The organism is Alistipes dispar, from assembly GCF_006542685.1.
Classification (GTDB): domain Bacteria; phylum Bacteroidota; class Bacteroidia; order Bacteroidales; family Rikenellaceae; genus Alistipes; species Alistipes dispar.
Genome location: NZ_AP019736.1, coordinates 2,869,451 through 2,891,724 on the forward strand (window position 1 = coordinate 2,869,451; position 22,274 = coordinate 2,891,724).

General features: G+C 63.5%; 18 protein-coding genes and 1 riboswitch. Of the genes, 1 reads left to right on the forward strand and 17 read right to left on the reverse strand.

What is annotated here, in order from left to right:
• Window positions 1–2: 2 nt before the first annotated feature.
• From FME97_RS11970 to FME97_RS11980, 3 genes are read right to left on the reverse strand one after another with little or no spacing between them, the layout of a single operon-like run.
• Window positions 3–899, reverse strand: a complete 897-nt coding sequence (locus tag FME97_RS11970) for an HlyD family secretion protein (protein WP_141429836.1) — start codon at window positions 897–899, stop codon at window positions 3–5.
• Window positions 896–2,179, reverse strand: a complete 1,284-nt coding sequence (locus FME97_RS11975; protein WP_141429837.1) for a TolC family protein — start codon at window positions 2,177–2,179, stop codon at window positions 896–898. The genes FME97_RS11970 and FME97_RS11975 overlap by 4 nt, the downstream gene beginning before the upstream one ends.
• Window positions 2,176–2,814: a TetR/AcrR family transcriptional regulator gene (locus tag FME97_RS11980; RefSeq protein ID WP_141429838.1), complete on the reverse strand. Its 639-nt coding sequence runs from the start codon at window positions 2,812–2,814 to the stop codon at window positions 2,176–2,178. Before FME97_RS11980 ends, FME97_RS11975 begins: the two co-directional genes overlap by 4 nt.
• A 386-nt stretch (window positions 2,815–3,200) precedes the next feature.
• Here FME97_RS11980 and FME97_RS11985 point away from each other — a divergent pair, with 386 nt between their 5' ends.
• The gene (locus FME97_RS11985; protein ID WP_232522895.1) at window positions 3,201–5,873 is read left to right on the forward strand and encodes a family 78 glycoside hydrolase catalytic domain; all 2,673 of its coding nucleotides are present in this window, start codon (window positions 3,201–3,203) and stop codon (window positions 5,871–5,873) included.
• A 147-nt stretch (window positions 5,874–6,020) separates the two neighbouring features.
• Here the strand turns inward: FME97_RS11985 and atpG are convergent, their stop codons facing one another.
• The 14 genes from atpG to FME97_RS12055 all read right to left on the reverse strand — a co-directional run bounded on the left by atpG (window position 6,021) and on the right by FME97_RS12055 (window position 22,262).
• A complete protein-coding gene (gene atpG / locus FME97_RS11990) occupies window positions 6,021–6,929 on the reverse strand; it encodes an ATP synthase F1 subunit gamma (RefSeq protein ID WP_141429839.1) in 909 nt (302 codons plus the stop codon).
• Between the two features lie 6 nt (window positions 6,930–6,935).
• The gene (gene atpA / locus FME97_RS11995; RefSeq protein WP_141429840.1) at window positions 6,936–8,519 is read right to left on the reverse strand and encodes a F0F1 ATP synthase subunit alpha; all 1,584 of its coding nucleotides are present in this window, start codon (window positions 8,517–8,519) and stop codon (window positions 6,936–6,938) included.
• A 3-nt stretch (window positions 8,520–8,522) separates the two neighbouring features.
• Window positions 8,523–9,077, reverse strand: a complete 555-nt coding sequence (locus FME97_RS12000) for a F0F1 ATP synthase subunit delta (protein ID WP_141429841.1) — start codon at window positions 9,075–9,077, stop codon at window positions 8,523–8,525.
• Between the two features lie 3 nt (window positions 9,078–9,080).
• The gene (gene atpF / locus FME97_RS12005) at window positions 9,081–9,593 is read right to left on the reverse strand and encodes a F0F1 ATP synthase subunit B (protein WP_141429842.1); all 513 of its coding nucleotides are present in this window, start codon (window positions 9,591–9,593) and stop codon (window positions 9,081–9,083) included.
• 21 nt (window positions 9,594–9,614) lie between these two features.
• Entirely contained in the window at window positions 9,615–9,827 is a 213-nt protein-coding gene (atpE, locus tag FME97_RS12010; RefSeq protein ID WP_141429843.1) for an ATP synthase F0 subunit C, read from the reverse strand.
• 82 nt (window positions 9,828–9,909) lie between these two features.
• On the reverse strand, window positions 9,910–11,046 hold the full coding sequence (atpB, locus tag FME97_RS12015; RefSeq protein WP_141429844.1) for a F0F1 ATP synthase subunit A: 1,137 nt from the start codon (window positions 11,044–11,046) through the stop codon (window positions 9,910–9,912).
• Window positions 11,047–11,061: 15 nt separating this feature from the next.
• Entirely contained in the window at window positions 11,062–11,322 is a 261-nt protein-coding gene (locus tag FME97_RS12020; RefSeq protein ID WP_141429845.1) for a F0F1 ATP synthase subunit epsilon, read from the reverse strand.
• 15 nt (window positions 11,323–11,337) lie between these two features.
• A complete protein-coding gene (atpD, locus tag FME97_RS12025) occupies window positions 11,338–12,858 on the reverse strand; it encodes a F0F1 ATP synthase subunit beta (RefSeq protein WP_141429846.1) in 1,521 nt (506 codons plus the stop codon).
• A gap of 585 nt (window positions 12,859–13,443) precedes the next feature.
• A complete protein-coding gene (locus FME97_RS12030; protein ID WP_141429847.1) occupies window positions 13,444–15,168 on the reverse strand; it encodes a PKD-like domain-containing protein in 1,725 nt (574 codons plus the stop codon).
• Window positions 15,169–15,181: 13 nt separating this feature from the next.
• The gene (locus tag FME97_RS12035) at window positions 15,182–17,164 is read right to left on the reverse strand and encodes a DUF5074 domain-containing protein (protein WP_141429848.1); all 1,983 of its coding nucleotides are present in this window, start codon (window positions 17,162–17,164) and stop codon (window positions 15,182–15,184) included.
• Between the two features lie 191 nt (window positions 17,165–17,355).
• Window positions 17,356–17,579: riboswitch (cobalamin riboswitch) on the reverse strand.
• Window positions 17,580–17,758: 179 nt separating this feature from the next.
• Window positions 17,759–19,483: a sensor histidine kinase gene (locus FME97_RS12040; RefSeq protein ID WP_141429849.1), complete on the reverse strand. Its 1,725-nt coding sequence runs from the start codon at window positions 19,481–19,483 to the stop codon at window positions 17,759–17,761.
• A gap of 1 nt (window position 19,484) precedes the next feature.
• Window positions 19,485–20,612, reverse strand: a complete 1,128-nt coding sequence (locus tag FME97_RS12045) for a sensor protein KdpD (protein ID WP_141429850.1) — start codon at window positions 20,610–20,612, stop codon at window positions 19,485–19,487.
• Between the two features lie 3 nt (window positions 20,613–20,615).
• A complete protein-coding gene (locus FME97_RS12050; protein ID WP_232522896.1) occupies window positions 20,616–21,359 on the reverse strand; it encodes a hypothetical protein in 744 nt (247 codons plus the stop codon).
• Window positions 21,360–21,692: 333 nt separating this feature from the next.
• On the reverse strand, window positions 21,693–22,262 hold the full coding sequence (locus FME97_RS12055) for a K(+)-transporting ATPase subunit C (RefSeq protein ID WP_141429851.1): 570 nt from the start codon (window positions 22,260–22,262) through the stop codon (window positions 21,693–21,695).
• Between the last annotated feature and the right edge of the window lie 12 nt (window positions 22,263–22,274).

A 22,274-nucleotide genomic window follows, 5' to 3' on the forward strand; every position in this document is an offset into this window, starting at 1 on the left:
GATCATTTGTCACCGGACAGACGGACCTCGCCGTAAAGCCCCAGCTTCAGCCGCCCGTCGTTCCGGACGGCTATCTTCACGGCATAGACCAGATTGGCACGCGTATCGCGCGTCTGGATGGTCTTGGGCGTAAATTCGCTTTCGGAAGCGATCCACGTGATACGCCCGGGATAGTCGTACCGCGCATCGCCCCCGAAGTCGGCCGTCACCGTGACCGGCTCGCCGAGCCTCAGCCCGGCGAGCTGATCCGAAGTGAAGTAAGCCCGCAGATAGAGCGTCCCGAGATCGGCGACCTTCATCAGCGGCCGGCCCGCCGAAGCCAGCTCGCCGGCCTCGGCATACCGGGCCAGCACGGTCCCCGCGACGGGCGACACGATGCGGCACTTGCGGAGCTGGTCCTCGACCTGCGCGATCTGCAGGTCGATGGCCGAGGCGTTCTCGTCGATCGACGCGGCGCTGTTCGCAAGCGTCGAGAGCAGCGCTTCGAGCTGGCCGTTCAGGACCTTCAACTGCGCGTCCATGTCGTCCAACTGCTTGGCCGTGGCCGCACCGTCGCGCAGCAGATTCTCCACGCGCCGCCGCTCGGTCCGCTGCTTGGCGATCTGCTCGCGCAGTGCGGCCGCCTGCTTGGCTATATCCGGTCGTTCCGAACGTACCGAGGCACGCTGCCGCTCCAACTGGAGCCGCCGCAGGTAAAGCTGTACGGTGTCGATCTCGCCGACCTGCTCTCCGGCCGTCAGCAGATCGCCCTCTTCGGCATCGAAGCGGAGGATGCGTCCCGCGGCTTCGGCCGACACCGTCACTTCCGTGGCCTCGAACGTCCCCGTGGCGTCGAAGTTCCCGCCGCGGTCACATGCGGCCAACAGAAACGCTGCCGCACAAAACAAGATTCGTTTCATCGGTTTATCGTATGTTTCAGTTCGTAAATCGTCTTCAGCAACTCGATCTCCCGCGCGCTGCGTGCCGCAGCGGCGGCATCCTCGTCGGCGATCTTCCGCAGCAGTCCGTTCGTATCCAGCACGCCGTTGCGCAGCTCCGATTCGGCCGCTTCGCGCACCGCCCGCCGCAGCCGGACGATCCGGTCGTCGTCGGCCAGCGCGCGCCGCAGCCGTGCGATCTCCCCGCTCTCTTCGGCTGCATCCAACCGGTTGTCGAACAAGAATATATCCCGTTGCACCTCGACTTGCCGTTTAGCCGCATCGAGCCGGCCCAGCGAATTCCGCTTCGTGTAATATCCTCCGAAATTCCACGACATCCGAATCCCCACAAGGGCGTTCCACGTCCAATCGGAGGTCATCATACTACCGAAATAATCCATGCCCGGATAACCGTAATATCCCTGCACGAAAAGCCCGAAACGGGGCCGTGTCGCCGCCTTCACCAGCCGCTCCTGCGCCGAAATGCGGTCGATCCGCGCATCGAAGAGGCGCAGTTCGGGGCGCTCCGGTCCGGCGGCGACGGGTGCATCCGACGCTTCGGGACGCCGCAGCGCTCCGTCGCCCAGTTCCCGGCCGATGAACAGTTCCAGCATCCGTCGGTAACTGTCGCGCGAAGCCTCCACCTGCGCGAGCTGCTGGCCCGCCGCAAGCAGCTCGGCCTCCACCGCATCGGCGTCGGACTGCGCCGCCGCACCGTTGCGCAGCAAAGAACGGACCTTGTCGAGATCACTCCGCAGCAGTCCGATCGTGATCCGCGTCTGCGCGATCCGTTCGTCGAGCAGCAGGATGCCGAAATAGAGGCCGTCCACACGCCCTTCGAGCGCATAGAGGTCCGCATCGGCGGTACGTGCGGCCTCGGCGGCTTCGGCTTCGGCCATCCGCTTGTCGGCCGACGACCGGCCGCCGTCCCAGATCGTCTGGCTCAGTTCCAGTTGCGCCTTGTACTGGTCCCTGTTCAACCCGGGAATCTCCAGTCCCTGTCCGGCGAGAAATCCCGTCATCTCGCGCGGAAATCCGGGAACATCGGTCTGCCAGGTCGCCTGCGCCGACAGGGAAAGCTGCGGCAGCCAGGCCCGGCGGGCATTCGACAGATCGTATTCGGCAGTACGCCGGATCAGGTCGTACTGCCGAATTTCGGGATAATGCCCGCGGGCCAGCTCCCGGCACTCGTCGAGCGTCGGCTGCGCCTGTGCTCCGAGTACGCACGGCAGCAAAACGGAGAAAAGCAACGCCCGTCTCATACGTCTCTGCGGTTTCGGGGCATCAGCCGCCGCATGACGACTTCGATCGTCTCCTGCTTGCGAAGTCTGAAAAACGTTTCGCGATCGGCTGCCAGATCGCCGAGCAGCGGCACGATCACCGGATAGGCGATGAACGGAAAGGCGTTGAGCGAAATGATATCGAGCATCAGCATCCGGACATCCATCGGCTCGGTCTCGCCGCGGGCGGCGGAGGCGTCCAGTTCCCGCTGGATGTCGAGCATCAGGACATTCGCGATGCGGCGAACGCTCCGCTGCATGCACTCGTAACGGTCGGGGCGAGCCAGCACTTCATTGACGATGAAACGCGGCAGGTCGGGATTGGCCGCGATGAAATCGAAATGGCGTTCGATGCCGTTGCGCAACCGTTCGGGAAGCGGCAGGCCCGGTTGGCCGAAAGCCGCCAGCACCGATTCGCTCATCAGCCGCATTTTTTCGTCGAGAATCCGCTCGAAGATATGTTCCTTCGTGCGGAAGTAGTAGTGCAGCATGGCGTGCGTCACGCCCGCCGCCTCGGCGATCGAAGTGGTCCGCGCCCCGGCGTATCCCTTCGTCAGAAACTCCCGTTCCGCGGCCTTCAGGATCGCCTGCTCCTTGTTTTGCTGAGGTTTCGTCATGCCTTTTCCTGTATTAACATTTATATTTAACAATTTTGTTTGTGCAAATATAAACACAAAAAACCGAATCCTCCAACAATTCTGTTAATTTTTTTCATCCGAACGTTCCGCGGAGACAGACAGCGGCCCGCAGCGGAGCGTCTCCGGCCGCACGGCCCGGGCAGCTCCGTCCGCAATCCGGACCGCAGGCCGTAACCGGTCGGGTATCCGCCGCATCCGGCAGGGGATAGCCGGACCGCCGCCGGAAATCCGCACGCGGTCCGGAAGGCATCCGAATCCGCCGTTCCGGCCCGGCCGATTTGCATATCCCGGGAATTTTTCGCAAACTTGTAGCCCGAAAACCGCCTCAAGGCAGCTTTCACTCCGGCAAACGACCCGACTCTATTATGATGAAAACCCGAACTCTCTGCTGCGCGGCGAGCCTGTTGCTGCTCGCCGGCTGCCGCTCCGAGCAGCCCGTGCGCCCGAAGGAGCTGCGATGCGAGAACCTGACCGATCCGCTCGCCATCGACTCCGCCCGTCCTCATTTCAGTTGGAAAACCGACGCCGGCGGCGACTTCCGCCAAAGCGGCTACGAAATCCGCGTCGCGGCGGACAGTACGGAACTGCTCGGCGAAGGGGCCGGGCTCTGGAACTCGGGCCGCGTGGCCTCCGGCGCTTCCGTGCTGGTTCCCTACGAAGGGCGGCCGCTGGCATCCCCCTCGCTGGCCTACTGGAAAGTCCGCGTCTGGGACGATGCGGGCCGCGTATCGGCATGGAGCGCGATCCGGCGGTTCGGCGTCGGCATTCTGGAGCCGTCGGGCTGGACGGGAGACTGGATCGGACTGCCGGGAACGGAGTGCCCGCTGCTGCGCAGGCGTTTCGAGGCGGCGGATACGGAACGGACGCACCTGCTGCACGTCGCCTCGCTGGGTTACCACGAGGTCTATGTAAACGGCCGCAAGGTCTCCGACCGGGTGCTCGCCCCGGCCGTGTCGGAACTCGGCGAGAGAGCCCTTTCCGTCACCTACGACATCACGTCCCTGCTCGCGGAGGGACGGAACGAAGTGGTCGTATGGCTCGGTCCGGGCTGGTATCGCCGCGACACCTTCCGCGACGCATCGACCGACGGACCGTTCGTGAACGTCCGGCTGGACGAGATCGCCCCGGAGGGTCCCCGCACGCTCCTCGTCAGCGACACATCGTGGCAGGGCGGCGAGAGCGGCTATGCACCCACCCCGAGCGCGACGTGGCGGCCCCTGGCCTTCGGCGGCGAATGCGTGGACGGCAGCCGGGTCCCCGCGGACCTGACACCGGAGACGCTCGACGGACGCACGTGGCGGCCCGTCGCCACGGCCCGGCTGTCCGGACTGAAGATCTCGCCCCAGATGTGCGAGCCGAACGTCGTCCGCGATACGCTGCGTCCGCGATCGCTCCGCCGCGTCGCCGACAGCGTATGGGTCGCCGACATGGGCCGCGAGTTCAACGGCTGGATCGAACTGCGCATGACCGGACTGAAAAAAGGGCAGCGCATAGCGATCGACTACTCGGACTGGACGAACGACGACGGATCGTACCGCCCGCAGGAAAACAGCTCCAACTTCGAGGACCTCTACATCGCCTCGGGCGAAGGGACGGAGGTCTTCCGCAACCGCTTCGACCACCACGCCTTCCAATACCTCCGGATCAGGGGGCTGGCCGAAGAACCGGCGATGCTCGCGGGATATGCCATCCAGGGCGGCTATGCCGACGCTTCGACCTTCGAGTGCTCGGACACCGACCTGAACGCCATCTACGACATGGTGGAATATACGCTCCGCAATCTGGCTTTCGGAGGCTACGTGGTAGACTGCCCGCATCTGGAACGCATGGGCTACGGAGGCGACGGAAACGCCTCGTGCCGCACGTTCCAGACACTTTTCGACGCCGCGCCGCTCTACATGAACTGGCTGCAAATGTGGGCCGACTGCATCCGCGACGACGGCGGAATGCCCCACAACGTACCCAATCCGTACCCGGCCGGAGGCGGTCCCTACTGGTGCGGCTTCCTCATCACCGCCTCGTGGCAGACCTACCTGAACTACGGGGATTTCCGCCCCGTCGAGCGCTACTATCCCGTCATGCAGCGCTGGCTGGAATACGTGGACCGATACACCGTGGACGGACTGCTCGGACGATGGCCCGACACGGACTACCGGGGCTGGTATCTGGGCGACTGGCTGGCTCCCGAGGGCGTCGATTACACGGCGCAGGAGTCAGTCGATCTGGTCAGCAACTGTTACCTGTGCGAATGTCTCGACGCCCTGTCGAAGATGGCCGCGCTGCTCGGCCGGGAGGAGGAGGCCGCACGCTACGGCGAACGCCTGCAAGCGCTGCGCACCCGCATCGGAGAGGAGTTCTACGACCCGGAGACGGCCCGCTACGCCACCGGATCGCAGATCGACCAGATCTATCCGATGCTTGCCGGGGTCACGGCCTCCGAGGAGGTTCCGAAGGTCACGCAGCGGCTTTTCCGCGAGACGCGGGAGCGGCTCGGCGGACACATCGGCTGCGGACTGGTCGGCGTGACCGTGCTCACCGACTGGGCCATCCGCGAGGGACAGGCCGACTTCGTCTGCTCGATGCTCCGCAAGCGCGACGTACCGGGCTATCTGGCCATGATCGACCGCGGAGCCACCACCACGTGGGAACACTGGGCCGGCGACCGCAGCCGGATACACAACTGCTTCAACGGCATCGGCGCATGGTTCGTGCAGGCGTTGGGCGGTATCCGCCCCGACGAACGGGACCCGGGCTACCGGCATATCCTATTCCGTCCGCAGACGCCCGCGGGCATACGGTGGGTCCGGGCGACCAAAGAGACGCCCTACGGCACGGCCGCGATCGACTGGGAAATCGCCGAAGGCCGCTTCGCGGCCGACATCGTCGTCCCAGCCAACAGCACCGCCACCTTCTTCCTGCCGGACGGAGTGCGCACCTGCGAACTGGACGGCCGGACGACGGAGATTCCGGACGGCAGGGTAGCGCTCGCAGCCGGACGGCATACGCTCGCCTGCGCAACCGGACACGGCAACCGCTGACGGAGACACCCGCCCGGACAGCGGCATTCCCGATACGACACGGCCCCTGACGCGAATTGCGTCAGGGGCCGCGTCATCCGAAACAGGACCGTAATCTCCCGCACCGGCAGTCCGCACCCGAAACGAAGACCGCAGGCGCCGCAGCCGTCACTCGGACTGCGTAATGTCCGCCAGTTCGTCGGTGATGGCCTGCTGGCGGCGCTTGTTGAAGGTCAGCGTCAGGTCGCCCAGCAACTCCTGTGCATTGTCCGTCGCGGTCTGCATGGCGACCATACGTGCGGCGTGCTCGGCCGTGGCGCTGTCGAGCGACACCTCGTACATCCGCATCCGCAGCGTGTAGGGCAGCAGCTCACCGAGCAGTTTAGCGAGGTCCGGTTCGTAGATATAATCGGGCCGCACGTCCTCCGGACGATACGGAGTCTCCGGCCGCGCTGCATCCTCAGTTTCGGCCGCGCCGGACGACGGAAAGACGGCCGGAAGGAAGGTCTCCCGCGTCGGAACCTGGTGTCCCATCGAATGAAAATGGTTGTACACCAGGCATACCCGGTCCGTCGCACCGGCCGTATAGCCGTCCATGAGCCGCTGCGCCAGCTCCGCCGCATCGCGGTAGGAGACTGCGCCGGCCCGGCGGCGGAAATCGTCGTTCACCGCATAGCCCGCCTTGTGCGCGGCCTGCGCGATCTTCTCGCCCACGGGCCACACCTCCACCTCCGCGAAGCCCTCTTCGCGGAGCGCGCCGACCGTATGCTCCAGCTCGCGGACGGCATTGGCATTGAAAGCGCCGCACAGGGAGCCGTCCGACGAGAAGGCCACCACGACGGCACGCCGTCCGACCTCGTGCGGCGCGGCCAGCGGCGACGACGCCACGATCTCCGGATCGCCTTCGCGCAGCGCCGCGGCGATCCGCCCGAGCCGCCGTGCATACTCGGCGAGCGCCTCAGCCGTACCCTGCACGCGGTGCAGTTTGGCCGAAGCGACCATCTTCATCGCCGAGGTGATCTTCAGCGTACTCCGGACCGATGCGATCCGCGCCCTTATTTCCTTCAGGGAAGCCATGACACGCTATGCTTTGAGCGAAGCCGCGACACGGGCCGCAGCCTCCTCGATTTTCGTCCCGATTCCGCCTTCGACCTCCGCTCCGCCGCGCAGTGCGTCGAACACGTCCGTGGCCGAGAGCGTCTCGACGAGCAGCCGCTCGAACTCGGCGACTTTCCCGATCGGCACGTCGCGCAGCAAACCGTGCGTACCGCAGTAGAGGACGGCGATCTGCTGCTCCACGGGCATCGGCGCATACTGCGGCTGGACGAGCAGGCGCGTGTTCTTGCGCCCCCGGTCCAGCACGGCCGCCGTCACGGCGTCCATGTCGCTGCTGAACTTCGAAAAGGATTCCAGCTCACGGTACTGCGCCTGGTCGATCTTGAGCGTTCCGGCTACCTTCTTCATCGCCCGGATCTGGGCGTTGCCGCCCACGCGCGACACGGAGATGCCCACGTCGATGGCCGGGCGGTTGCCCTGGTTGAAGAGGTTCGTGTCGAGGAAGATCTGGCCGTCGGTGATCGAAATGACATTCGTCGGGATGTAGGCCGAAACGTCGCCGGCCTGCGTCTCGATGATCGGCAGCGCCGTGAGTGACCCGCCGCCGCGCACCTTGTCCCTGAGCGACTCGGGCAGGTCGTTCATCTCGCGGGCCACCTCTTCCTGCGCGATGATCTTTGCCGCCCGCTCCAGCAGGCGCGAATGGAGGTAGAAAATATCGCCCGGATAGGCCTCGCGGCCCGACGGGCGGCGCAGGATGAGCGACACCTCGCGGTAGGCCACGGCCTGCTTCGACAGGTCGTCGTACACGACCAGCGCATGACGGCCCGTGTCGCGGAAATACTCGCCGATGGCGGCTCCCGCGAAGGGTGCGAAATACTGCATCGCGGCCGGATCGGCAGCCGTGGCGGCCACCACGATCGTGTATTCCATCGCCCGGTGCTGCCGCAGCGTCTCGACCAGCGCCGCCACGGTCGAAGCCTTCTGACCCACGGCGACATAGATGCAATAGACCGGATCGCCGGCCTCGAAATTGCGCCGCTGGTTGAGAATCGCATCCACGGCGATGGCCGTCTTGCCCGTCTGGCGGTCGCCGATAATCAGCTCGCGCTGTCCGCGGCCGATCGGGATCATGGCGTCCACGGCCTTCAATCCCGTCTGCAACGGCTCGCTCACGGGCTGGCGGAAGATCACGCCCGGCGCCTTGCGTTCGAGCGGCATCTCGACCGTCCCGCCCTCGATCGGCCCCTTGCCGTCGAGCGGCTCGCCCAGCGGCGTGATGACACGTCCGAGCAGCGCCTCGCCGACACGGATCGAGGCCGTATGGCCCGTGCGGCGCACCGTGTCGCCCTCTTTGATGAGGTCCGTGGGTCCGAGCAGCACGGCGCCGACGTTGTCCTCCTCGAGATTCATCACCACGGCCTTCATGCCGTTCTCGAATTCGAGCAGTTCGTTCGCCTCGGCATTCCCGAGTCCGTAGATGCGGACCACGCCGTCGCTCACCTGCAGTGTCGTACCCACCTCGGCGTACTGCGCCTTGAGGTCGATGCCTTGCAGTTCGGCGAGCAGCACCTCGGACACCTCCGCCGGCTTGATATTATCCTTGTTCATAAGCTATACGATTCGATTGGGTTTGCATCCTAACTTGCGGCGCAGCAGCTTGAGCTGCGCCGCGACGCTCGCGTCGATCAGTACGTCGTCCATCCGGAAGACGAAGCCTCCGATCAGTTCGGGCCGCACTTCGCGCGCGAGCCGTACCTCCCCGTGCGTCCGGCTCTCCGCCGCACGGCAGACCCTTCCGGCGAACCGGTCGTCCACCGGGGCGGCCGTCACGAGCAGCGCCTCGCGGATGTTGTGCCGCCGCCGGTAGAGGTCCGTGAACGAATAGAACATGAAGTAGAGGTAATGTTCCCGGCGATGGCGCAGCACCAGCCGCACGAAACCTTCGAGCGACGCGCTCATCGGCCGTCCGAACGCTCCGCGGAGCACCTCCAGCTTCGCCTCGTCGCCGACGACGGGCGAGAAAAGCACGTCACGCAACGAACGGTCCCGCCGGTAAAGGCCGATCAGCCGCCGCACCTCGTCGTAGGTGCGCTCCTCGTCGCCGTTCGCCGCGGAAAACTCCGCCAGCGCCGATGCGTAACGGCTCGCTATCAATCCGGTATACATATCCTATGCCTCCTTTCGTTCGCTCCGGCTCTCCATCTCGTCGAGCATCTTCTCCGCGAGCCGCGTCTGCGACGCCTCGTCGTCCAGCCGCTCGCGCAGCATCTTCTCCGTAATGGCGATCGAGAGCAGCGCCACCTGATGACGGGCATCCTGCAGGATCGCCTCCCGTTCGCCCTCGGCCTTCTCCCGGGCTGCGGCGACGATCCGCGCACCCTCCTCGTCGGCCTTGCGGCGCGCCTCGGCCAGCAGGGCGTCGCGCGTCTCGGCGGCTTCGCGGAGAATCCGGCCGCGCTCGCGCTCGGCGGCAGCCCGGACGGCCTGCCCCTCGGCATCGAGCTCCCGGAGCTTCCGCTCCGCGGCGCGGGCCTCCTCCAGCGACCGGTCGATATACGCCTTGCGCTCCTCGATCGCCCGCACGATCACCGGAAAACCGTACCGTGCCAGCACGATGAAAACCACGGCGAACGCCAGCGTCATCCAGAAGAGAACGCCCGCTTCGGGTTGTAAAAGTCCCATGATCCGCTCGGATTTAAACCGTCAGAGCGCCAGGAAACAAACCACGACGGCGAACAGCGCGACGCCCTCGATCAGGGCCGCCACGATAATCATGTTCGTCCGGACCTTGCCCGCAGCTTCGGGCTGACGGCCGATAGCCTCCATGGCGGCCGAACCGATCTTTCCGATACCGAGACCCGCGCCGATGGCCGCGAGCCCTGCGCCGAGTGCGGCGCCGATAGTTCCTAATTCCATAATTTCAATCCATTAACGTTTGACATTCGTTTTATCGTCTTTTTCCGACCGGCCGCATCACAAAGGAGCCGCACCGGCCGCATCACTTTTCCGCTCCGGCATCCGCCTCGCCGCCTCGCTCCTGCGCCAGTCCGATGAAGACGGCCGAGAGCATCGTGAAGACATAGGCCTGGAGGAACGCCACGAGCAGCTCGAGGCAGTTCATGAAGATCGAGAAGAGCACCGAAAGCGCCGTCATCGAAGCATTCACCGCCGCGCCCATCTTCACCGTGACGAACACCACGCACGTCAGGCTCAGAATCACGGCGTGCCCGGCCAGCATGTTGGCGAACAGACGGATCATCAGCGCGAAGGGCTTGGTGAAGACGCCCACCAGCTCGATGAGCGGAATGATCGGCACGGGAACCTTGAGCCACGTCGGCACGTCGGGCCAGAAAATGTCTTTCCAGTAGTGGCGGCTGCCCGAAAGATTGACCACGAGGAACGTGGCGACGGCGAGCACCAGTGCCACGGCGATATTGCCCGTGACATTCGCACCGCCGGGGAAGAAGGGGATCAGCCCCATCAGGTTATTCAGGAAGATGAAGCAGAAGACCGTCAGCAGATAGGGTGCGAAACGGCGGTAGGAGGGCCCCACGCAGGGTTCGATCAGATCGTCCACGAGCGACTCGACGAGCGTTTCGAACAGCCCGACCACGCCGCGCGGAGCGGCCGCATCGGGTTTGCGCCCCCGATACCACCGGGCCGCACCGAGCACCAGCGCCACGACGAGCGCGCTGTTGAGCAGCAGTCCGGCCACGGTCTTCGTGATCGAAAGGTCCAGCGGACGGAGGTCGCTGCCGTCGGACTGCCGTTCGACGATTTTGCCGGCATGGTCGCCGTCGGCGGCGATCCGCAGCCCTTCGTACTCGGCCCCTCCGCGCAGACGTTTCGCCGAGAAGCAGTGCCAGCCGCTCGACGGGCTGTGCACGATGACGGGCAGCGGCAGGCTCCACTCGCGGCCGCCCGCCGTAGCGATGTGCCACTCGTAGCTGTCGCCGACGTGTCCCAGCACGATCCGCTTGACGTCCGGCTCCTCCTCCGCGATCTCCTGCGCCGCCGTGTCCTCCGCACGTCCGGCGGACGAAGCCGCCGCGTGCGCCTCCGCTCCTGCCGGGAACAGCGCCGCCGCAAGGAGCAAAAGCAGGACCCGGCAGAACGGGCCGAACGATCTATTCATACGAATCATTGGTTGTCAATATTTTTCATCGTTCACCTCGACGCACGCTTCAACTTCGTCGCGCAGCACGCGGACGAATCCGCCCGCAATGCCGAGGCGGTGTTCTTCGCCCCCGTCGGATTCGGCATAGACGATCTCGCCCGCCGCAAGACCCGAAACGAGCGGAGCGTGGCCCGGCAGCACGGTGAATGCACCCGCCTCGCCGGGAAACGAGACTTTCGCCGCCGTCGTCCGGCTCAGCTCGCCGGAGGGAGAAACGATCACAAGACGCAACATATCCCGCCTCCTTCTTTATGCATTCGCCCGTCTGAGCAGCTCCTCGCCCTTGCGCACGACATCGTCGATCGTGCCGACATTGACGAAAGCCTGTTCGGGCAGGCGGTCCGTCTCGCCGTCGAGAATCATCTTGAAGCCCCGGATCGTCTCCTCGATCGGAATGATCTGCCCCTTGACGCCCGTGAACTGCTCGGCCACGGCGAAAGGCTGCGAAAGGAACCGCTGCACGCGGCGCGCGCGGTTCACCGTCAGCCGGTCCTCGTCCGACAGCTCGTCCATGCCCAGGATGGCGATGATGTCCTGCAGTTCCTTGTTGCGTTGCAGGATCTGTTTCACACGCTGCGCCACCGCATAGTGCTCCTCGCCCACGATATTCGGATCGAGGATGCGCGACGAGGACTCCAGCGGATCGACGGCGGGGTAGATACCCAGTTCGGCGATCTTGCGGCTCAGAACGGTCGTGGCGTCGAGGTGCGTGAAGGTCGTGGCCGGGGCGGGGTCCGTCAAGTCGTCGGCCGGCACGTAAACGGCCTGCACCGAGGTGATCGAACCGTAGCGCGTCGAGGTGATGCGCTCCTGCATCTGGCCCATCTCCGTGGCCAGCGTCGGCTGGTAGCCCACGGCCGAGGGCATGCGCCCCAGCAGGGCCGAAACCTCCGACCCGGCCTGCGTGAAGCGGAAAATGTTGTCGATGAAGAAGAGGATGTCGCGCGTCTCGCCCGCCTCCCGGCCGCCGTCGCGGAACGACTCGGCGACCGTCAGTCCCGACAGCGCCACCGAAAGACGCGCCCCGGGCGGTTCGTTCATCTGGCCGAAGACCAGCGTGGCCTGCGAGCGGGCCACTTCGTCGTAATCGACCTTCGAGAGGTCCCAATGCCCCTCCTCCATGCTTTTCCGGAACGCATCGCCGTAGCGGATCACCCCCGAGGAGATCATCTCGCGCAGCAGGTCGTTGCCCTCGCGCGTGCGTTCGCCCACGCCGGCGAAGACCGAGAAGCCGTTATGCTTCTTGGCGATGTTGTTGATAAGCTCCATGATGAGCACCGTCTTACCCACGCCCGCGCCGCCGAACAGCCCGATCTTGCCGCCCTTGACGTAAGGCTCCAGGAGGTCGATCACCTTGATTCCCGTGTAGAGCACCTCCTGCGAGGTGGCCAGCTCGTCGAATTTGGGCGGTTCGCGGTGGATCGACGCCTCGTGCGTGCGGTCCAGCGGCCGCATGCCGTCGATCCGCTCGCCCACGACATTGAGCAGGCGGCCCTTGATCTGGTCGCCCACGGGCATCGAGATCGACCCGCCGAGCGCCGTCACCTTCATATGCCGCTGCAATCCGTCCGTCGAGTCCATCGCAATGGCCCGCACGGTGTTCTCGCCGATATGCTGCTGCACCTCGACGACGAGCTCCCGCCCGTCCCGACGGCGGATCGTCATCGCCTCGTGAATGCCCGGCAGCAGGCTCTCCCGTCTCAGATCGGGGAAATGCACGTCCACGACCGGTCCGATGATCTGCGAAATGTATCCTTCAACTTGTGCCATATCTATCCGACAACTCTGTTTTTCATCCGTAATAATAATGTTATGCTCCGCGCCGAAAACCGCCCGCGAAACCGCTGCGGTCTCCAGACCGCCGGCACGGCGCAAAGGTAGCCGATTATCGTCGGGAAGGCTTCGTCCGAACAACCCGAAAAATGTTCAATTTCTTCCCGGCGAACCGTTCCTGCCTCCCTGCGGCGGACAATCCCGGCAAATCTGCCGGAATCCTCCGGCGAACCGCAAAGATACGAAAGAACCGATAAATCGAGTGTATATCACATAAGAATTAACGATACGAAACGCAATTTATTGCGTCGGCGAAACATCCCCCAGATTCCCGCTGCCGGGCCCCCGGAAATTCGGACTCCGGCGGTTCCCGGGGGCCCGGCAGGCGGACATCCCCAAAAAGCGAGGCGCCCGCTTCTGCGGGCGCCTCTCGCCGAACGCCGTCCGGTCCGGCCGTCGCTCCTCCGGCGTTCGTCCCGCGGGAACCGGATCCGAATCGTTGTATGGCAGACAACGTACACTAATCTCCAAACGATCCGGCTCCCGCAGACAGACATCGGACGGAGCGACGCGACCGACGGTTCATTCGCGTCTCATGCGGTAATCGTAGAATCCGAACACCTCGGTCGAAAGCTCTCCGAGCCAGCCGCTCTTGGCATTCACCCCCGTCTGGACCTTCACGAAGTCGATGTACTCCAGCCCGGCCGGCTCGCCCTCGAACGTCACGGCGTCCGCGATCCGGAAATGGTTGGGATTGGCCGCGGCCGAAACGTTGTCGTCGTCGGTCAGACGGTCGATCGGACTGAAATTGTCCGCATAACCCCACTCGTACGCGGCATTGACCCAATAGGAGCCGTTGCCCGACTGGTCGTAGTTGCGGGCTTCGAGACGTGTTCCGCGCAGCGTATAGCTTTCCGCCTCCACCCACGCAGGGTAGTAGTACCCTTGGTCGTGGAACTGCTTCAGGTAGTCGATCGACCCGCTGCCGCCGCGGTTGTCTGTCCAGCGCGTCTCCATTCCGGCGCCGCGCGGGCGGTAGTAGGTGACGGCATAATCCTGCAACGTCTCCGCCTTGCCCGTCTCCGAACCCTTCAGCTCGTACCACGTGTCGTTGGGCAGCCCGTCCCCGTTCTCGTCCTGCATGACCCAGACGATCCCCGGCTCGGAGGAGCCTTCGAACGAGTTGCCCACGATGGCCAGGTCGTAGCCGCCCGAAGCGTCGATGCTGTGGTCGAAGCCCACGACGATATACCCGCCGAAACCGCCCAGCGAAACGTAGGTGTTCCGCATCATCCGGTCCTCGGCATAGGCGCAGGCCTCCTCCATCGTCGCAGCGGTGCAATTCTCATTGACGAACTGCCCGGGAGCGGGCAGAAACTCGTACACCCGGTCCCAGTCGGCGCCGCTGGTCGCCGAACGGGGGCGGTAGTAGCGTCCGGCAGGAGGGCAGACACGGACCGTGAGGGTCTGCGACACCGACAGATGCGAGTTGCGCATCGTCACCGTCGCGCGGTGTTCGCCCTCTTCCGCCGCGGTAAAACGGTAGGCGGGATCGGCGCCCCGCTGCACGGTCTTACCGTCGAGCGTCCAGACATACTCCGCATCGAAGGCGTTTACCACGTCGAGCGGCATGAGGCGGATGGTGCGGCCTGCGGAGACATTGTACTCGGTCCGCTCGAACGTCCAGCCGAACGGCATGTCTTCGGGCGCAGCGACCCGCACGGAAAACTCGACGGTATCCGTCCCGTCTTCGTTCGAGGCCGCGAAACGCAGGGCATAGGTCCCGGCCTCGGCGCTCCGGAAGGTATAGTCCCGCTCCGTAGAAACCTCCCTGCCGTCCACGCTCCACGAGTAGGAGACGGGGATCGAGACTTCGGCCACGGAAGGTTTCAGCACCAGATCGGAATCCGTGAGGATCGTGAAGCCCTCCTCCGCACCGGGAATCGAAACGGTCGGTACTTCGAGCGCCGTCACGTCCACGCGCAGTTCCTCGCTCGCCGTACCGTACCGGGTCGAAACCTCCAGCAGCACGTAAACCTTCCCGACGGTCTCCGCGCGGAAGACGAGCGACGGCTCCTCTCCGATCACCCGGCCGTCCACCGTCCAACTGAAACGGGCGTCGTCGGCGTATTCGTAACGGGGGCTGATGGTCAGTTCGCGCCCCGCCTTCACCGTGTACACGCCCGTTTCGCTGTCGAGCGCGATGACGGGAGCCGGAGACGCATCCGCCTCGATGACCCCGTCCCGGTTGCAGGCGGCGAACGACGTCAGAAGAAGACCGAACAGCGCGATCGCGGCTTTTCTCATCGGACTGCGCATATCATTTGCCGAGCCATTCCGACGTGTAACGATAGGCGAAGTCGATGCCCGCCGGGCTCGCGCCCTTCTGCGCGGAGTAGGAGAAACGGCTCTCCTGAACCGGCGAAGCGCCCGAGACGTCGTACACGCAGATATTCGAACTCACGTAATTCGACATGCCGACCCACAGTTTTCCGGTCGTCGGATGCTGGCCCATGATGCCGTAAACGGTCTCGCCGGCCGAAAGCCAGTGCACGTCGGCCGTTTTCGTCTCGTAGTTGTAACGTGTCACGGTGGTCGCGCTGAAGGAGTCCGTATCCACGAAATAGAGGTACGGACCGGTGAAGTCGGCGCACATGCCGACGGCAGGCGACCAGGTGGCCACGGGGAACCGCACGGCCTCGGGCAGTTCTTCATTCAGAATTTCGCGGCCCTCGTGGTCGATGCCCACGATCTTCGCCGCGGAGGTGAAATCGGCGCCCATGTTCTGATTGCCGGTAAAGGTTCCGGCCAGCGCGAAATAGATATTGCCGTCGGCGCCCTTGACGACACCTTTGACCTGACGGCCTTCGTAAGTAATCCGCTTCTCGACGGCATCCGTCGCCGGATCGACGATGACCAGACTGTGGCCGCATCCGGCAAAAAGCTTGCCGCGGGAGAGGACCATGCGGGTCTTGACGGCCCCTTCGGTGGAGAACGCCCCGAAAGTACCCTCCACCGTGGCGCCCACCTCGACGGAACCGTCGCCCAGCGTCAGCGCGCAGATGCCCGACGTGGCTTCCATGCCCGACTCGGAATACTGCACATAGGCCTTCGTCGGACTGACGACCACCAGATGCTGCGGCCATGTATCCTTGCCCTCGGGAGTTTTGATAACCAGCGGATCGGCATACTCCATGCGCATCGTCCGGGCGTCGCAGACGACGAACCGTCCGGCCCCGTTCATCGAACCGCCGTTCTGCGTAAGCAGGTAAATCCGGTCGTTGGCCATGAACATATCCTGCACGACATTGCCGATCTCCTTGCCGCCGTTGGCCTGCTCGAACACCTCCTCGTACTCCTTGCCGGACTTGTCGTACCAGACCAGCATGCCGTTGGCCGAGGTCATGTTGCCCTCGCAGACGACGAACGTGCCTCCGGCGTCCGTGAAATCCACCGAAGCGCACACCTCGGCCGAAGCGAACACCGTCTCGCCCGTGGCGCGGATACCGATCAGCGTGACGATGCCGCCGGCATACGAAACGCCATCCGAAGCGGCCGGAGCCTTCAGCGTGACGCTCCTGCCAGCCAGATCGAACGATGCCGTCCACCCTTCGGGGACGTTCATGAAATCGGCCGTGGTCACGTCGGCCACACGCAGCGACAGCGTCCTCCGCTCCCCGAAACCGAACACGAAGCAACCGCGGCCGTCCTCCGACTGCACGAAACCGAACACGGCCCCGGTCTTCGGTATGACGATCGTCTGCCCGTCGGTCAGTTCGAAAACGACCTCGGTCTCCCCGTCGGTCACCGACCTGAAGAAGGCGTCGCCGTCCTTGCCCGAGGCTTTGACCTCCTTGCCCGAAGCGTCCTCTACACGCACGCCGTCAACGGTCCAGTACCCCTCGGCATCCACCGCCAGCTCGGGCGCCTCGCCCGATACGGGAATCCTGTTCCCCTCGTCGTCCGTCAGGAAATTACCCTTGCCGCCGAGGGTCCAATAGTAAACGCCCTCGACGCGGTCGATACCGATGACCGGGGCGTCTGCCCCGTCGGCGATCGTCACCGAAGTCTTGTCGCTGAAGACGATCGTGCACCCCTCGTCGGTCTCGACGACCTCCGAGATCGTCTTGTTCTTCTCCAGCGCATCGACGACCGTCCGCAGCGAGGAGACCTTCTCGTTGAGCGCCGCCAGTTCGTTCCTGATCCCGTCGATTTCCGCCCAAAGGTCGTCGTCGTCATACGAACAGCTCCACGTCGCCATGCCGAGCATGGCGAGCATCAGAAGTGTAACCAGTTTTCTCATTCCTTCCGTTTTTTAAGTTTGACATATCCGATAAAAAAATCAGCCGCATCCTCCTGGCAGGATACGGCGGAAAATTCAAAACGGACATTCGCACACCTCCGAAATTTCGCGTTTCGCGACCGGGACGGGCCGGACGGCAGGGGGAAAATCGCTGTTCTGATTCTCGCCCGTAGTCCCGCAGGCAACAAATCCTCTGTAAAATGCGAAAGGCAGGTCTTCTGACTCGTTCCGGTTCCGCGCCTTCCCGGCCGCGCCTGCGGCCAGTGGCAAAGATTGCGAAACCTCTCGTGCTCCTTCACGGAGCGGAAACTCACAGCAACGGGTATTGTCGCAGACTTTCACTGCGTTCCCTTTTCATTCCCCGCCGCGGCCCGTCGCCGGGTGCGGAAAGGAAACCTTTGCGAAGACAAACATAGGCTAAAAAAACGAATCCGACAAGATTTTTCCGATTTTTTTCATCGCTCCGGCCGCAGAGGCCCGGCACGGCGTTCCGCGCCGCCGTGCGGCAGGGGAGGGATGCACCGCGCGCCGCCCGCAAAAAACGCCGCCGGCTTTGTGCCGGCGGCGCCACCAAAAATAACACCAAAATCCGGATCAGGCCGGAAGGGAGATCGTAAAGCGACTGCCCTTGCCGATCTGGCTGTCCACGGTGATCGTGCCGCCGTGCGCTTCGACGAACTCCTTCGAAATAGCCAGTCCCAGACCGCTGCCCTGCACCTTCGTGCCGGGAACGCGGAAATAGCGTTCGAAGATGCTCTTGTGGTAGCGCGGGTCGATTCCCCGGCCGAAATCCTGCACGTAGATATTCACGACCTTGTCCTGCTGGCAGGCTCCCACGATGATGCGCGAATTTTCGGGCGAGTGGTGAATGGCGTTCGACAGGAGGTTCGTCACCACCCACGCGATCTTCTCGTTATCGACGAAGAGTTTCGAAATCTTCTCGGGGTATTCCACCTCCACGAAGCAGTGGAACCGCTCGGCGAGCACCTGCGTCGCATGCACGGCGTAGTCGATCAGCTCGATCGGCTTGACGATCTTGGGCATCAGTTTCAGCTTGCCCGACTCGACCTGCGTCATGTTGAGCAGCTCTCCCGTGATGTTGAGCAGCCGGTCGCTGCTGTCCTTAATGCTCGTTATCAGCGCCTTCTGCTCGTCGTTGAGCGAACCCAGCCGGTTGTCGCCGAGCAATTGGAGGCTCATCAGGATCGACGAAATGGGCGTCTTCATCTCGTGCGAGACGGTGGAGATGAAATTCGTTTTCGCCGAATCCAGCTCCTTGTAGCGCGTCACGTTGTTCAGGATGATCACGTTGCCGATGAACTGCTTCCGCTGCCCGCCGACCGGAACGATATGGAGCGGGATGTTCTCCATCTGGAAATAGCTCTCCTTGTTGTCGGCGTAGATCTTCAGCGGCTCCTTCTGTCCTTCGTCCTCCTTCGGTTCGGAGTAGAGCTCGCGGATCAGCCTCCGCAGCAGATCGTTGTTCAGAGCCACCTCCGCGGCCTTGCGGCCGATCACTTCGCCGCGCTTCAGATTCAGGATCGTGCACGCCTCGTCGTTCATGAAGAGGATGTTGCGCTCCGAATCCAGTCCGACGATCGGTTCGTGGAGGCTGTTCACGATCCCCTCGATGCGCTTCTTTTCGATCATGAGCGAATCGAGCGAACTGCGGCGGTATTCCGAGAGTTTGCAGGCCATGTCGTTGAACGACTCGGCCACCTCGCGGAACTCGCGGTTGCCCCCGAAGTCGAGCCGCTCCTCGTAGTTGTGGTTGGCGATCTCCGTGATGCCCCGCTTGAGCTTGTCGATCGGGCGCAGGATCACCGCCGGGAACTGCACGAGGAAGGCCGCGGCGAGCACTACGCAGAGGACCGCCATGACCGTCAGCCACCACACGGCGTCGGCCGCACGCGCCTCCATCTCGGAACTTTTCATGCGGATCGAAGCCATGTTGAGGTCCATGATCCGGTAGAGGTCGCTGCGGACGAGCCTTATCCGGTCCGGAGTCACCGTGTCCGTGAGGGCCGCGATGCGGCGGCCGAGCGACGCCGTGGCCTCGCTCTCGTCCACCTCCGTGATGTTCTGCCGCTGCAGGCTGAGGCTGCGGATGAGCGTCGCCCGCGACGAGGAATCCTGCGAGAGGCGGTCCAGCGACCGGAGCATCTCCTCGGCGTAATGCACCGAGTTGTAGTTGTCCGCGAGAATGTTCCCGGACGCGGCGGAGAGTTGCCGCACGTAACCGACGGAGAGTCCTCCGAGCAGCAGAATCAGGACGAACAACACGCCGATTCCCAATGTCAATCTGTATCGTAGGTTCATATCACGACAAAATGATTAAGTCGATGTTCATGCCCGCCAGCCGGTTGAGCAACCGGCGCATCCGCGCGGCCGTCACGAGCAGCGAGAGGAGTTTGAAACGGGGTTTGCTGATGCATACCAGGCTGATCTTGCGGGAAATGGCCACGTCCGCGACCGCCTCGACAAAATGATTCGAATGCACGCGCATCACCTCGCCGCCCAACTCCGCGGCCAGATCGAAGTTGTTGATCAGGTAACGCTGGTTGGCCAGCGGAATCCGGTCGGTGCTCTCCCTGTCGCTCTGCACGTAGAGCACGAGAAAGCCCGCATTGAGGTGCGTGGCCATGCGCGCCGTCTTGCGGATCAGTCGCCGGGCGCGCTTCTCGCTGCTGTCGATCACGGCCAGCAGACGGTCGCTAAGCTGGGCCGGCTTCTCGATCACTTCGTTCTCGACCTTCTTCTCCACACGCAGCGCGACCTCCTTCAGCGCCAGTTCGCGCAACTGGAGGATGTTCTCCTGCCGGAAAAAGTTGTTGAGCGCCGTGGGGACCTTTTCGGGCTTGTAGATCTTGCCCGCCTTGAGCCGGGCGATCAGTTCGTCGGCCGTCAGGTCGATATTGACCACCTCGTCCGCCATGGCCAGCACGCTGTCCGGCACGCGCTCGTGCACCTCGATGCCGGTGATCTCCTGCACCTGCTCGTTCACGCCCTCGATATGCTGGATGTTGATGGCCGAAATGACGCTGACGCCTGCATCGAGAATCTGCATCACGTCCTGCCACCGCTTGGAGTTGATGCTGCCCTCGATATTGGTGTGGGCCAGTTCGTCCACGACGACGATCTCGGGATGCAGGTTGATGACGCCCTGCATGTCCAGCTCTTCGAGCTCCTTGCCCTTGTAGAAAAGCCGGCGGCGCGGAATGACAGGAAGCCCTGCTACGAGGGCTTCCGTCTCGGGACGACCGTGCGTCTCGATGTATCCGATCCGAACGTCCACCCCCGCTTCGAGCAACTGGTGGGCCTCCTGCAACATGCGGTAGGTCTTGCCCACACCGGCACTCATACCGATATAGATCTTGAACTTACCCCGGTGCGACTGCTTGATCAGGTCCAGGAAGTGGCGGGCGCTCTGTTTGGTATCGGTATCCATAAATTACATTCTGAAGGAAAATCCTCCCACAAAATTAACATCTTCCATGGCAGGATTCCAAACCAGATTGGTAAAAATTCCGATCGACATGGATTCCGTGCCTTTGATGTTCCAGCTCTTGCCGGCATTCAGGAAGACGTTCTGCACGTAGAAGTCGCGGTCGATGCCGTAAGTTCCGACGGCATTCCAGGGAACCATGCCCACGCCGGCCTTCATGTCCACGCCCTTCACCGAGAAGGGATAGGCCACTTCGAAATAGGAAGCGTAGGCGCGCTCGCCCTCGGCGTTCACGTCGGCAGCGCCGAAGAGCACCGTGTACCACGACAGCGTGAAGGGAACCTTCTCCGATACGACCCAGCTGGCGCCCACCTCGACGCGGTGGGGCGAGTCGGAACCGAAGCGGAAATAGTTGCGGTCCACCGACTCGCGGTCGGTATAGGCGCCGGTCCAATAGAGGTCGGCCAGCGAAAGCGTCACGGGGCCGAGCGTATAGGCCAGCGTCAGGTCCATCTCCTTATAGGTGGTCGAGGCGAAATCGACCGACCCCCACGCCGTAGCGGAGAAGTTGCCGGCGGTCATAACCAGCGTGGGCTGGAAGCTCACGCCCGCCTCATAGACACCGCGCCAGAGATAGGTGCTGACGATGTCCGCACCGCCGCTGAACGACACTCCTTTTTCCTGAGCGGAAACACGGCCGGCGGAGAAAAGGGCCGCTGCGGCCAATACACCAAATACAAAACGTTTCATAGTAAAAATTTCCTGCTTTATTTAAAATGGGTTAATGGGTTGTTTTTCGTTTCAGGGCGCCGCGCCGGGTCTATGCAGACCCGGCCGACACGGCCTGACCGTCGTCCCATGCCTTCGGCGGACGATCCGGAAGGTTCCGCGGCCTGCGGTTTCCCGCAAGGCGGAGGCTTCGGCTCGGCAGCGGTCCGGGCGAACCGCCCCGCCGGGCGAAGCCGCCCGCCGTTACAGGCAAACCAGGTCCGAAATCAGCAGTACGATGAGGAACACGACCGAAACGACGATCCATCGTTTCGCCGGCTTATCCAGCTTCACCATAGGACGGACTCTTTTCGTTTACTTGTTCTGGGCGGTATCGAGCGCCACGTTGAGCTTCAGCACGTTCACCTTCGAGGTGCCGAACAGGCCGAGCCAGGGGCCTTCGGTCACGGAATCCACGATCCGCTTCACCTCCTCGACGGACATGCCGCGGGCTTCGGCGACACGACGGATCTGAACCTCCGCCCCGCGCGGCGAGATGTCGGGATCGAGACCCGAACCGCTCGCGGTCACCATCTCGGCGGGAACCTCCTCGCGCGAGAGGTAGGGGTGGGCTGCCAGGAAGGCATCGACGCGCTCCTCGACCTGGGCCAGATACTCGGGATTGGTCGTGGCCTTGTTGCTGCCGCCCGAGCCGCCGCCGTTGTAGTCCACGTTCGAGGGACGGCCCCAGAAATAGACGCTGTCCGTGAAAGCCTGACCGACGTTGGCCGCGCCGACCACCTTGCCGTTGTATTCCACCAGCGCGGCTTCGCCGTCGTTGGGAGATGCCACCCACGCCACGAGACGCAGAACCAGCACATAACCGACGAACAGCACGACGCACATCGCCAGCGTGAATTTTATCGAAATCCAAAGATTTTTCATTGTTCTACTACT